Consider the following 14606-nt stretch of genomic DNA (forward strand, 5'->3'; position numbering starts at 1 on the left):
ATATAAATGAAAAGAATTTTGCTTTTCAAAGATAAACAATACCTTGAATATCCGTTTGATGAAAAATTGGAAATAGAGAATATTGTTTTTAATCTTTTAAATAATGAAGTATATTACAGCTATGCGAATAAAGCAAATGTAAAATTACTTCCTCAAGAAAAACAGCGTGTTGAAAATATAGAATTTATGCTTTTAAGCGAAGATAGTATTACATATGAAAAAGATATTAATGCTTTACTATTAGGACAGAAGAATTGTGATATTGAAATTAAAACAGGACGTTTCATTATTGACAATCATTTATTAATTTGTGATTGCAACTGTGAAGTTTATTTAAATGGTATATTGCAAAAAGATAAAAAAATCGAGTTCGAGTATGGTGATCAAATTTTAATAGATACAATACTTATTGTTATCTATGATGGATATATTAGAATAATTGCTAATAAAGATGATTATCGCACTGATCTTCCTTTCTATCATATGAAAATCAATGATAGTGAGAGATTTCCTGAATATCACCGTTCCCCTCGTGTGATAAAGCGATTAAAGAATGATAAGATAACAATTCAAAAACCACCCACTAAAATCACGCGTAAAAAGAATAGTTTAGTAAAAGTAATTGTTCCACCAACAGTGATGGCATTAGGAACAGTGGCTATGTCTTTGATGATGGGTAGAGGAATGTATATGCTTATTGGTCTTGCTGGGACAACAGTCAGCTTAGTATTCTCAATAACTGCATTCTTTTCTGAGAAGAAAGAAATAAAAGAAAAGAAAATTAAACGAGAAGAAGTTTACAATCAGTATCTACTTGGAATACGTAAGAAATTAGATACATATAAGCAAAGTGAAATAGAAGCTTTGCATTATAATCATCCTACAATGAACGAAATAGCTAATATGATTCATGAGTACAATCCTAGAATTTATGAGCGTGATATTAATGATGATGACTTTCTTACTTTGTCTGTTGGAACAACAACTGATAAAAGTGAGTATTCTGTTAGTTTAGATTATGATGTGCTTGAAACAGAAAAAGATGAATTATTAGATGAAGCAAAAGAAATCTATAATGAATATCAAAAAATCGAGAATAAGCCTGTAACTATTGATTTAAAGAAAGCACACTTAGGAATAGTTGGTGAAAAACATGAGGTACATGAACAATTAAAATGGATTTTGTCACAAATTACATTTTTTCATTCTTACCACGATGTACAAGTTATTACAATATATAACGAACAGTTTAAAGAGGACTTCGATTATATTAAGTGGTATCCACATGTGAAGATTCAAGCAAACAATTTAACAGGAAATATATATTCTGAACGAGTAAGAGATCAGGTATTAGGTAGTTTGCATCAGATATTAAAAGATAGAAAGAACAAACGAGATGAAAACAAAAAAGAAATGAGTTTCTTACCTCACTTTGTAATCATTATTGATGATTATCATATGATAATGAATCATTCTATTATGGAGTATCTACAAGAAGAAACTTCTGAATTAGGATTTTCATTAATTTATACAGCACAAAAACGTGCGAACTTACCCGAGAACATAAAAACAGTTTTAATGATGGAAGATATTGATACTGCAACTTTATTAATAAATGAAGGCGAAGAAGTCAACAAGCTATTAGCGGAACAACGAATTGGTAATGTTAATTTAGAATTAATGGCTAGAGATTTAAGTGCTTTAAATCATATACAAGGGATGAGTTCTCATATTCCAGAGTCGATTACTTTCTTAGATATGTATAAAGCGAAAACTCTTGAAGAACTAAATATTCCTCAGCGTTGGGAAAAAGGTGAATCCCATAAATCTTTAGCTGTTCCTCTTGGATTACGTGCTGAAGACGATATTGTAGAATTAAATCTTCATGAAAAGGCTCATGGACCACATGGCCTTGTTGCTGGTACAACAGGATCAGGAAAATCTGAAACCATTCAAACGTATATTCTTTCATTAGCTGTTAATTTTAGCCCATATGAAGTTGGCTTTCTATTAATTGACTATAAAGGTGGAGGAATGGCTAATCTATTTAAAAAGCTACCTCATCTTCTTGGGACAATCACTAACCTAGATGGTGCTGAAAGTATGAGAGCATTAGAGTCTATAAAAGCAGAATTATCAAGAAGACAGCGTATTTTTAATGATCATGAAGTTAATAACATTAATAAATATAACAAGTTATTTAAGAATGGAAATGCGAAAGAACCACTACCCCACTTATTCATTATTTCTGATGAATTTGCAGAGTTAAAGAAAGAACAACCTGAATTTATGAGTGAATTAGTATCAGTAGCACGTATCGGTCGTACATTAGGTGTCCATTTGATTTTAGCTACACAAAAGCCAACAGGAGTTGTGGATGACCAAATATGGTCCAACTCTAAATTTAAGTTAGCATTAAAAGTTCAAGATGAAAGTGATAGTAAAGAAATCATTAAGACTCCAGATGCAGCTTTTATTACTCAAACAGGTAGAGGATATCTTCAAGTTGGGAATAACGAAATTTATGAATTATTCCAAACAGCGTGGAGTGGTGCTAATTATTTAACAGAAGCAGAAAGTGAAAAAATCGATGATCGTATTTATAAGATTAATCTTCTTGGACAAGGTGAGCTTATTAACAAGGATTTAAGTTCTGATAACACTGGAAAAGACACTACAAAATCTCAACTAGATGCTATAGTAGATTTTATTGATGATTACTACCATGGTATAGAACATCAAGAAGTTACTAAACCTTGGTTACCATCATTAGCTAAAAATATAGCAAGTCCTTATATCGATGATATTAAAGATATATCATCAACAAATGAAATTGATTTAACCGCACATATTGGACTAATTGATATTCCTGAGGAACAAAAGCAAATTGATTACTCTATTAATTTTATAAAAGATGGAAATCTTGCCATTTTCAGTTCAAGTGGTTTTGGTAAATCAACAACGGCAGGAACAATCATGTTATCATTAGCAGTTAAAAATAATCCTCAATTATTAAATTATTATGTACTTGACTTTGGTAACTCATCATTGATTCCATATAAGACACTACCACATGTTGCTGATTATATGACATTCGATAGTGAAGAAAAACTAAATAAGTTCCAAAAAATTATTACAGCAGAAATTAAAGCTCGTAAACAATTATTTGGAAAGGAAATGGTACAAAATTTCGATATGTATAATCAAATGCATAAAGATAAGCCATTAAAAGCTATTTTTATGGTTATAGATAACTTTGACGTTGTTAAAGAAATATCTATGGATTTTGAAGATTTTATCACTAAAACAACAAGAGATGGTTTTGGATTAGGGATTTATACAATCATAACTGCTACCAGATCAAATGCTGTAAGATTTTCTATCCTCAATAACTTTAAAAACAAAGTTGTTCAGTATTTATTTGATGAAGGCGATGTTATGGGATTATTGGGAAGAAGTAAATACAAATTAAATGATGAGGTAAAAGGTCGTGCATTAATTAAACATAAATATATTAGTTTAATGCAGGTATATGCACCAGTCAAATTTGAAGATGATGTTGAATTTATTACTAACCTTAAATCAACAATTCAAAATGTAGCAGATAAGTATACTGGTGAGAAATTAATAGGTATACCTGTACTTCCAGATATATTTACTACTAAGGACTTTGCAAATTACAAGTATGAATCAACAAATGAAAACCTTATTGGATTAAGTCTTGATAATGTCGAAAGCGTAAGTGCAGATTTATCAGACTCTCCTTACTTAGTTGTTGGTCCATCTAAATCAGGTAAGACAAACTTCCTTGAAATTCTAATGAGTCAAAATAATGAAAAAGCTTATGTATTTGACTCAGACTCAATGGCATTATATAAGTATAGAGAGAAATTTGATTACATAAATAATGATGAAGAAATTCAAACCTTTATAGAAGAACTTACTGATGAAATTGAAGATCGCAAAGATAAACTTGAGGATGCTCTAAACTCAGGCGAATATGGCAATCCAAAAGAGTTTTATAAGTCTTTGCCAAGTATTAGTATCTATATTGATGACGTTGATCAATTTATTCAAAAAGTTCAAAATATACCAAACATAGTAAAAATATTAGAACAATCTGCTAGTGCAGGTATTCATATTATTGCTGGAGTTAATTCTGCAAAATTGAAAGGTTTTGATGAAGTATCAAAATTCTTTAAGAATTCGACAAGTGGTGCAGTACTTGGACAAATGGGTGCATTAAGTATGTTCCCTATCAACATGAGAGATATCCCTACTTTTGGCTATGCTATTTTATGTAACAACGGAGAACTTAGAAAGATTAAACTTCCTAAGTTCATCGAAAGTTAGGTGAATAGCAATGAAAAAATATGTAAAATATTTTGGTGGACTGACTCTTATTGTTGTAACTCTTGCTATTGGAATATATTTAGGTGGATTATTAGAAGAATCTAAAAATAATCAAATCAATGGTAATTTATATAACAGCACAAAAATAGCTATTGTTAATTTAGATGCAGGTGTGCAATATCAAAATGAACAAAGAAATTTTGCAAAAGAATTATTAGAAAATTATTCAGAAGATTTTTCAATGACAGGTTTAGATGACGCAAAGACAGGACTTACTGATGGAAGATATGCAGCTTATGTCATTCTTCCTTCAGATTTCTCATCAAATGTTGTTTCTATTAATACAACTCCTCAAAAGAGTTTGTTAAAATACGAAGTAAGTGGTGATTTATCACAAGAAGCAACTGATAAGGCTTGGCAAAATGTCATGAAGCTTAAGGAACAATTAAATGATGATGTTGGTTATGTTTATATCAGTTCCATATTAAGTGAGTTCCATGACGGACAAAATAACGCTTTAAAAGTATTATCGAATGATTCTGAAGATAAGGAAGTCATAATGGCCATTTCAAATTTGGATTTGATTGCTACTTTAGATATAACTGAAGTTGAACGCTTACAAAATAATATTGAGGATTTAGATGTAAGTCCTGATTTTGAAACGAATAAAGCCATTATTTCTGCAATTGACAATGCATATAAAGGATATTTAAATGAAACTGCTTCTGAATTATCTACTTTGAAAGAGGAAGGTAATAGTGTTAATGGTGATATAGCAAATGTATTAAACAATGCAACAGCTATTGAAGGTGTTTTTAAAGAAGATGATAATCCGAATTATTCTTTAGATAGTACAGAAACTCAAATGACTTTATTTAAAACATTATTAGGAACAAACATCAATAATATAGATGGCTTAATAAAAAATGCAGAATCTAGTTCAGCAACTAGTACATCTACTTTAAAAGATAAAGTTTCAACTAAATTAGATACATTAAATAATGAAATTATTAAAAATCATAATGATGTTTTAGAAAAACAAGCTAGTTTAATTACTAGTATTTATCAAAATAACTTTATCTCAAATATATCAGCATCAGAGAACTTAAAAAGTTATACTGAGTTGAATAAATTAGCAGAAAATTATGATAAAGAAATATCTGATTATATAGTATCGCAAGATAGAGTGATGAAAAAGATTTTGGAAGGATGCAATAATTATATAAGTAATCCTCCTGTTGGCGTGAATGAAAGTTTGAAAGATCACTTAATTATTCTATATGTGAACGATAAACAGATGCAGACAGATATCAAAACAATAGCAAAATTTATGAAATATGAGAATGCTGATAAATTCTCATTAATGGATTATTTAAATCGCTATTATGATGAAAATGAAGCAGTTCCAATTGAAAACGTATTAAATGGTTCTCCATCACTTAAAGTCGATATGCAAAATGCATTGCAAACTGATTTAACAAACAAATGGAATACAGCTTCTACACAAGTAAGCGAAATAAATTTGGACGATACGTTAAGTGATGATATGTCAAAGCAAATTAGCGATATAAAAGCACAGTTAGGCAATCTAACAGGTTTTGATGGTACAGAACTTAAAAGTGGTGTAAATGGGTTAATGAATGTATCTAATACAATGTCCTTTGATGTTGTTAATGATTTAGTAAAAAATGATTTAACAGCGTTAAATGATAAGCAAGCTACACAAAAAGCAAATTTATTGAATACGGTTCATACACATCAATCACTGATGGAACAATTAACACAAAACCTTCTTTCTTATGATCCATTATCTAAAATAGATGATGAAGAAATTGAAGATTATGTTAATGACTTTGATAAGAATAACACACAAACGCAAAGAAAAATTGAAGATAAAAATCGTGAGTATGTGAATTTTGTTGATGATTCATATAGAAATGCAGATGAGCAAGTAAGAAGTTTACGTGAAGATGTAACAAAATATCAACAAGAATCTGATGAAAAAGTAACAACTGGATTAGAAACTGCCAAACAGAAGAAAGAGGCAACTTCCTCATCAAATGCATCACTTATGAATAGCTATGTCAATAAGTTACCTTATACGAGAAATGGTACTGTTGAAAATACTGTTGTCTATGATTTTGTAACTGCCCCAACTGATATGGAGGGTTTAAAAGCAAATAATTCATTAATTTCTAGTTCATTTAACTACCAATTCATTTTAATAGGAATCAGCAGTATTCTTATTTTATCTTGGATTATTATGTATGCTGTTTCAAAACGACATAAGAAAGAAAACTAAAAAATAGTATAGTATTATTAGCAAATGATTTAACATGTATATCGCTTTTATTTATAATGTATTTTACATTTAATGGAAATGATATTGGTAGACATTACTAATTATTTTATGTATAATGTAATAGAAAAGATAGAAATTACACAAGGAGGAAATTAATATATGGCAGGAGTAATTCGCTTAAATGCAGAAGGATTAACTAATTCTTCTACACAACTTAAAGGAAAAGGAAATGAATTTGAATCATGGATAAATGAAGTTCAAGCATTAATTAATTCTTTACCTGAATCATGGGAAGGTGCAGCTGCTGAGGCATATGCAGAACAGTTTAACCAATTAAAACCAAGTTTAATTCAAACAAGAGAGTTGATTGAAACAATCGCTACTCAAATTGATCAAACTTTAGCTGCAGCACAAGAGTTGGATGCTAATATTGCTTCAAAATTAGGATAAACTAGCAAGTTATGTTAAGGTATCCCTCACTAAATTTTTGTGATGGGATACTTTTTTTATAAAAAGGAGGAGAGGGAAAATATGTTTTGGGATACATGGGATTATTGGACAGATGATCCAAAAACCAAGAAAATTAAATCATATCGACGCAAATCTAATTATTATGAAGAAAAATACAATTCACTTTCAAGTTCGTTAACAACAATTAATCGTTTGTTATCCGATGCAAAACAGAATTATAAATTAATAGGAACGGGAATTACTTACGTTAATGATGATGTAATTAATCGACGTTATTATGATACAGAAGCTAATCTATACAATAAATTATCTAATGTCATAACTGATTTAGAAAATTGCAGGGATATAATAAGTACGCAGAAAAATAATGTATATAATTTATATCAAACATATTATAGAAAAGCTATTAAGGAGTAGTTGATATGAGTACAAAAATTTATGTTCAAGAAGAAATGTTTGATAAGGCAAAAGAAGTAAAAAAGGCTTTTAAGAATGATTTTAAAGACAGTTATAAAGAAATGAAAAGTCTGTATGATAAAATGTCTAATGATAAAGGATTTCAAGGAAAGGCATGTGAAGGCTTTATTGAATTATTTGATATTCTATTACAATATCATAAAGATTTAATAGAGGAATTACCTGATTTTTTTAAAGCTTTTGAAAATTATGAAGAATCATTAGATGAGGTCAAGTCTACATCTGTTTATAAGGAGTTAGATTAAGATGAGATACAGTGAAAATGAAATAAATTTTTTATGTAGGTTAATAGGCTATGGTAGATTAGCAGGCTTTGATACTTTCTCTATGTTATCTAAAAAAGATAGTGAAGAAGTTGTACAACAATTTACTGAAAAGAATATTATTGAAGGTGATTTACTGTCTAAAACAGGATTAGCTTTAATTCAATTTATTAAATTATATGCAGAATCGAAAATCTATCTTAAGATTGGTGATAGTATGTTTGCTAATTATCAAGATGATGAATATATTATGATTAGTAAAAATGATATGACTTATACAATTGTTCCTTTAAATCAAGATGAAATCGTTGTTACTTTACTTTCAAAATTTTCTGATAAAATGGAAAATATTGAAGATGGAAAAGTAAGAAATAAATTGATGACAAAAAGAAGATTTAAAGAATTTATGGATGAGAATCCTGACATACCTGCAATTTTCTATTATTATATTGATTTAGATAAAAAAGAAAACAGGGATGCGGTGTTGTTTTATGCTGACAATAAATTACAACACTATAATGGGACATTGGAAGAATTGACTATTTATCCAAAAGAATATGTACAACAAGGAATAGAGTCAATCTTTCATAAGGAGGTAGGATAATGGGTAATGAAATAAAAATAAATACGCAGATTCAATCATATGCTGAAGATTTTATCCCTAATGCTCTTAAAATTAATAATTTTTTGAATGAATTAAGTTCACTTTATTCTGATGAACTGCGTGCATATAATGGAGAAGCAAATAAGGAAATCTCTACATATAGTTCATCTATGCTTCAACAAATAGCTGTTTTAAGTCAAAATTATACTTGTCTATCAAATAATTTATTTTCTCTTGTTGAAGCGTTTTTAGAGTTTGATAAGGATAACGAAGAAAAATTAAGACAATTTTATTCTACTATTATTACTAAGAGTGGAATGAAGATAGAGGAATAAAATATGGCAAAATATTATATTTCAAATGAAAATTCATGGCAAACACAAAAAAACAAACAAGAGAAGATGGGACAAGGAATAGATGTATTGTATGATATAGATAGATGGTTGGATAGAGCTTTTAGTCAACTAGAATATGATAAATATGGGCTTATGACAAGAAATTCGTATTCAAGTAGAAGAACAAAAATACAACAATGTGATAAAAAGAATAGTATATTATATAATTATTCTAAATCTATTCATGGCATAGTAGCAGATAAAGACTTTCAGTTCTTTAAAGAATTGAATAAAGCATATGAAGAATTATCTTTATTAGATATAAAGGAATATACAACAAAAAACACATTGAATATCACCGAAAAGAAAACAATACCAATATCTTATTATTCAGGAAGTATGGCATATCAATCAGGAACAGCGACTTCTTATGAAACAAGAGATGTATTAAAAGGAAATATTAATATATATGATATCCAAATGAAATGTGATATGTTTCATATTGAAGAACAGTTAAAAGCCTACTTAGATACAAGTGGGGAAAAATTAAGTGATAAAGAAATAAAAGAAGCAAAAGAGAATTTTTATAAAGAAATACTAAATACATCTTTTGAGCATGAAGTATATGCTGATGATTTCTTTAAAGGCTTATCCACCACATTAGACTTCATACCAGTTGTTGGAGGAGTTAAAAATGTGATTGAGGGTTGTACAGGCTATACGATGACAGGAGAAAAACTGAGAGATAGCGAAAGAGCAACCTATGCAGTATTAGGAACATTATCAACCACACTTGATTTAGTAATGTTTGGAACAGCTTCAGGGTTAATACAAAGTGGAAAGTTTGTAGGAAAAGAAGTAGCAAAAGCATCTATAAAGCAAGCAACAAAGGTGGCAATACTAGAAACAACAGGATCAGTTGTAATGGGATGGACATCACAGTTTGCAAGCGAGAAGTTAAGAGATATGGGATTAAGTTCAGAAGAAATCTTTGCAATCCATGTACTTGTAGGTGTATCAACAGTTGGTGTAAGTAAGTATCAAACAAGAAAATTGTACGATAACTGGGATGATTTTAAAGAAGTTATGTATGATGTAGGAAAGAGAACAGATTTAACAGATAAGCAAAAAGTAAATAAAATTAAGAAATTATTTAAACATGTGGGAGATAAAACAGATATTAACATTCCAGAACATGTCCGCTATTTAAAAGGTTTCTCTAAGGAGGGAGTACCAATATATGATTGGCCTGATAATTTAGGATTTGATATATCTACCATACAAGGAATAAGCAAAGAGAATTCTTTGCCACTTAAATGGGATAGATACGGCTCATTATATGGCACAAATTTTGCGACAAACAGTAATCCACCTTATACATATAGTGAAAGAGCACTTCCGTATGTATTTAATCAAGATGCATATCATAGTGGAAAATTTGTTACAGAAACATATTTTGATAAAATTGATGCAATAAAAAATAACGATTTAAATGCTTTAAACTCCATACTATCGATAGAAGATATCCCACCAGTAAATAGTGAATATTTTGAGAGGTTGCAAGAAAATTTTAGAAACTATAAAATGAGTTGTAATAATCTTATAGACTCTGATTATGGGATTTTTGGTAAAGCTAACGCATGGGATAAGCTGTCAGGCGGAGCAGATCAAATTGTAACTCCTCTAAATGGAGTGCAGTTTGAGAGATTAGGAATACTAATTAATAAAAGATAGGTTGAGGAAAAAAGACATGAAAATTAATAATCAAAAAATTGAAAAAATAAAATTGTTAGAAAACAAATTGAATAATTATACAGTTTATCTTAATAAAAAAGGATATGCATGGCCTGGTATTGGATATTTTTTTGATAAAAATGACTCAAAGTGGAAAATTTTCGATACCCATGAAAAAGGAGAGTTGACTTATTCTTATATTGCAGAGACAGAAGATGAGGTTATAGATAAATTATTGAAAGTCCTGGAAGTGGAGTATGATGCACAACAAGTCATTATAAAATTAAGAAAAAGAAATAGTCTATCTGAACGATAATAATCTTATTATTGTATGCACTTGTATAAATTATTTTTGATGTGGAGGATAAATTCATAGTATATGGAGTTTGTTATGCTAGATAAATCAAAACAAGAATTATTGAATGAAATAAAAAATGGGCATGAAACTTAAAAATATAAGATTTATTATAATCAAGAGGGTTTTATGTGGCCAGCTTTAGGATTTTTTTGATGAAAATAAAAAAAGTGGATAGTGTTTGAAACTATTGAACGTACAAGTCCATGTGTTTATTTAGAAACTAACGATGAGCTAGAAGCTGTATTAAAATTGTATAAAAAAGTTTCTACCAAATACGAAATACAAGAAAGAAATCGCTAAATTGAAAGATAGTCAATAAAATTAAAAGTCTTATTTTAGATTATGTTAAACGCATAAAATAAGACTTTTCTTTTCATTTTTAGTTAGGAATAAAATATAGCAAAATATTATATTTGAAATGAAAATTCATGGCTAACAAAAAAAAGTGAAGATGGGACAAGGAATAGATGTATTGTATGATATAGATAGATGTCTAGATAAAGCTTTTAGCCAATTAGAATATGATAAGTATGGGCTTATGACAAGAAATTCGTATTCAAGTAGAAGAACAAAAATACAACAATGTGATAAAAAGAATAGTATATTATATAATTATTCTAAATCTATTCATGGCATAGTAGCAGATAAAGACTTTCAGTTCTTTAAAGAATTGAATAAAGCATACGAAGAATTATCTTTATTAGATATAAAGGAATATACAACAAAAAACACATTGAATATCACTGAAAAGAAAACAATATCAATATCGTATTATTCAGGAAGTATGGCATATCAATCAGGAACAGCAACTCCTTATGAAACAAGAGGTGTATTAAAAGGAAATATTAATATATATGATATCCAAATGAAATGTGATATGTTCGTATTGAAGAACAGTTTAAAGCCTACCTAGATACAAATGGAGAAAAACTAAGTGATAAAGAAATAAAAGAAGCAAAAGAGAATTTTTATAAAGGAATACTAAATACACATCATTTGAGCATGAAGTATATACTGATGATTTCTTTAAAGGCTTATCCACCACATTAGACTTCATACCAGTTGTTGGAGGAGATAAAAATGTGATTGAGGGTTGTACAGGCTACACCATGACGGGAGAAAAGTTAACCAATTCTGAACGTATCTCTATGGGAGTATTTGGGACACTGTCACTTGCAGTAGATGTAGCAACATTAGGAGCGTTATCAGCCACAACACAAGGAGCAAAAGCCTTGGCCAAAGAAGTAGGAAAAGTGGCATTTGCAGATATTGTTATTGCAGGATATGGAACAAAATACACAAGTGAAGTGATGAGAAATCTAGGAATGAGTCCTGAGCAAGTTATGATGACACATATGGTAACAAGCCTAGCAGTAGGAGGATATTCAAGCTATAAGAATTATAAAAAAAATCTTAGTGATATCATGAAGAATGCAGGACTAGATAATATCGATCAGGCAAAAGATTTAATGAAGTATACAGGTTTATCATCTAAAGATTTAGCAAAACGACTTGAAAATAGCAGTATAGAGAGTATACTAGGAATAGATAAGAAAAATCTAGATTATCTCATGAATAAAACAAACATGAGTGAAGTAGATATACTAACAGAACTCAAGAAGCAAAATATAGACATAGATAAGATAAATGGATTGAATGTTGATGAGATTTTGAAGAAATTAGATAAGGAGAGTAGACCTAAATTTGATATAGACATTGCACAACAAAAATTAAATGAAATCAGAAGTAGGATGCCAAATCAAAATTTAAAAATTAGAGGTAATATGGCAATTGCAGATGTTGCAGTTGAAGGATTGCCCAATGAATTTGTTGCTCATAGTAAAATTCATAATCTTGCCAGTAAAGGTGCTAATGTAGATAATTTTTCATTTACGCGTGAGAATAAATTTTTTGAAACATATGTTGATGATGGATTTCCTAGATATAATGATACAGAAGCAAAAATATTAGAAGATATTGCCTCTAAAATAAAAGATCCTAATATATCGGGAAGAATTAATCTTTTTACAGAATTGCCTGCCTGCCAAAGTTGTACTAACATTATATTTGAATTTAGAAGACGATTCCCTAATATAGAATTAAATATATTTACAAAATAGGAGGACATGAATATGAATAATATGTCATATGAAATTATAAAAGAGATGCTTATTGAAGATTACAATGATTTTATTGAAATTGAATCATATTCAATTAAGCAAGCTATTGCAGCGTTATTAGAAGATAGTGTAATTATGATGAATGAAGATATTAATAATTATATTTCTGTAATAGTCATTTTAGCAAAAATTAGTCTAGAAAGTAATATAATACCTAATTATATCTTAGAAAGATTTACTATTTTATCAGATGATATGATTAAACTTTATAAATATAAAGAAATTCCTGAATTCATAAATGATAAGGCTTATATCGATAATAAGTTAAAGAAAAAAAATATTGAAATTATTGATGATGAATATAAAGAAAGGGTAAATATTTTATTAGGTAACAATTAAATTTTATATAGAATGATACAACATTATATTGATGAATATTTAGCATTATATTGCTGAGATATTTTTCAATATAATGTTCTCTTTTTTAATAAACTGATTTTTAAGTTAGGTATATGCCCAGATCATACTATAGTAGAATATCAGGAAGAATAGAATGCTATAAGGAAAAGAATGAAAAAGTATGGAATTATGCAAGTACTATTCATGGAATATTATCTGATAAGGAAAATGACTTTCATAGAGCATTGAGCGAAGCAATAGATAAGATTCCTAAGGGATTTATATTGCATCATGATATAGATAACGGTGTATTTCAAAGTAAAAGAAAGTATTCATAGACAGTTTACTCACTATGGAGGATATTATTTTAACAAATAGCGAGGAAGGAAAAAAATGTTAATATCAAAATTTAATAACGATGGAATAAAACAAGCAATAAATCAATTTGAAAAAGAGATAGTAAAAATTCCAAGACAATATAAGGACTTTCTCATTAAATATAATGGTGGAAGAACGCCAGAAACAACTTTTAAAATAAATAAAGTATCTTCTGATTTAGTATGTTTTTATGGTTTAGGCAATACTGAAGAATATTATGATTATAGTAAAATTATAACTAGAAGTAGTTTTAAAGAGTTTATTGAAGAAGGATATCTAATTATTGGGTATAATTCTTTTGGGGATTACATTTTAATAGGAGTCAATAATGAAAATAATGGAAAAATTTATTTTTGCTATCATGATAGACCTAAAAAATATATAGAACTAGCAGAAAATTTTTCTACTTTCACAAGTAAGTGTAAAAGTAAAAAAATAGGTTATATTGAAAGTGTAGAAGAAAGGAAAGCATTTTTAATAAAAAATGGTAAAGAAAAAAATATAACGATTGGATTAATTGAAATGTGGCAGGAAGAAATAGATGATTATGCAAATATACATCAGGAAAAATTGATTTTAAATGAAGAAAAAGATTTAGAAAGATAAACTTAAAATAGCAAGACTCCCTTGAGTCTTGCTATTTTATTTAGAAGTTATATCCAATTGGTTAATACTAATTATCTTTGGGAATGTGAAGAATTATGTGTAAGTAAAAATCGACAGGTTTAGATAGTAGATGACGAATCATGTCTAATCATCATCTGTTTATGTATTATCAGTATGCCCAATTCATCAAGGGTTATACTGATTTT

The 14606-nt window shown here is 28.7% G+C and carries 13 protein-coding genes and 1 pseudogene; all 14 read left to right on the forward strand.

Translation table 11 applies throughout. The features are described from left to right. The first annotated feature begins 6 nt into the window (after positions 1-6). The 14 genes and pseudogenes from essC (at position 7) to KSZ58_RS16725 (ending at position 14400) form a co-directional block, all read left to right on the forward strand. Positions 7-4353: a type VII secretion protein EssC gene (gene essC, locus KSZ58_RS16665; protein WP_217752816.1), complete on the forward strand. Its 4347-nt coding sequence runs from the start codon at positions 7-9 to the stop codon at positions 4351-4353. A 10-nt stretch (positions 4354-4363) separates the two neighbouring features. Further along, complete coding sequence (locus tag KSZ58_RS16670) at positions 4364-6655, forward strand: YhgE/Pip domain-containing protein (RefSeq protein WP_217752817.1); 2292 nt, start codon at positions 4364-4366, stop codon at positions 6653-6655. A 159-nt stretch (positions 6656-6814) separates the two neighbouring features. Next, positions 6815-7105: a WXG100 family type VII secretion target gene (locus KSZ58_RS16675; RefSeq protein ID WP_217752818.1), complete on the forward strand. Its 291-nt coding sequence runs from the start codon at positions 6815-6817 to the stop codon at positions 7103-7105. Between the two features lie 81 nt (positions 7106-7186). Then, positions 7187-7543: a hypothetical protein gene (locus KSZ58_RS16680; RefSeq protein ID WP_217752819.1), complete on the forward strand. Its 357-nt coding sequence runs from the start codon at positions 7187-7189 to the stop codon at positions 7541-7543. Positions 7544-7548: 5 nt separating this feature from the next. Further along, entirely contained in the window at positions 7549-7848 is a 300-nt protein-coding gene (locus KSZ58_RS16685) for a hypothetical protein (RefSeq protein ID WP_217752820.1), read from the forward strand. 1 nt (position 7849) lies between these two features. Continuing rightward, on the forward strand, positions 7850-8470 hold the full coding sequence (locus KSZ58_RS16690) for a hypothetical protein (RefSeq protein ID WP_217752821.1): 621 nt from the start codon (positions 7850-7852) through the stop codon (positions 8468-8470). Then, a complete protein-coding gene (locus KSZ58_RS16695) occupies positions 8470-8805 on the forward strand; it encodes a hypothetical protein (RefSeq protein WP_217752822.1) in 336 nt (111 codons plus the stop codon). The genes KSZ58_RS16690 and KSZ58_RS16695 overlap by 1 nt, the downstream gene beginning before the upstream one ends. A 3-nt stretch (positions 8806-8808) precedes the next feature. After that, the gene (locus KSZ58_RS16700; protein WP_217752823.1) at positions 8809-10539 is read left to right on the forward strand and encodes a pre-toxin TG domain-containing protein; all 1731 of its coding nucleotides are present in this window, start codon (positions 8809-8811) and stop codon (positions 10537-10539) included. Positions 10540-10555: 16 nt separating this feature from the next. Continuing rightward, positions 10556-10855, forward strand: a complete 300-nt coding sequence (locus tag KSZ58_RS16705; RefSeq protein WP_217752824.1) for a hypothetical protein — start codon at positions 10556-10558, stop codon at positions 10853-10855. A gap of 493 nt (positions 10856-11348) precedes the next feature. Further along, on the forward strand, positions 11349-11810 hold the full coding sequence (locus KSZ58_RS16710) for a hypothetical protein (protein WP_217752825.1): 462 nt from the start codon (positions 11349-11351) through the stop codon (positions 11808-11810). Positions 11811-11940: 130 nt separating this feature from the next. Continuing rightward, positions 11941-12069: pseudogene (locus tag KSZ58_RS23260) on the forward strand (pre-toxin TG domain-containing protein); the annotation flags it as partial. 183 nt (positions 12070-12252) lie between these two features. After that, on the forward strand, positions 12253-13017 hold the full coding sequence (locus KSZ58_RS23520) for a deaminase domain-containing protein (RefSeq protein ID WP_374102568.1): 765 nt from the start codon (positions 12253-12255) through the stop codon (positions 13015-13017). Between the two features lie 12 nt (positions 13018-13029). Further along, complete coding sequence (locus KSZ58_RS16720) at positions 13030-13416, forward strand: hypothetical protein (protein ID WP_217752827.1); 387 nt, start codon at positions 13030-13032, stop codon at positions 13414-13416. A gap of 393 nt (positions 13417-13809) precedes the next feature. Beyond that, positions 13810-14400: an SMI1/KNR4 family protein gene (locus KSZ58_RS16725; protein ID WP_217752828.1), complete on the forward strand. Its 591-nt coding sequence runs from the start codon at positions 13810-13812 to the stop codon at positions 14398-14400. Positions 14401-14606 lie beyond the last annotated feature (206 nt).

It is taken from the genome of Erysipelatoclostridium sp. DFI.2.3 (assembly GCF_019132535.1).
In the GTDB taxonomy this organism is placed as follows: Bacteria; Bacillota_I; Bacilli_A; order Erysipelotrichales; family Erysipelotrichaceae; genus Clostridium_AQ; species Clostridium_AQ innocuum.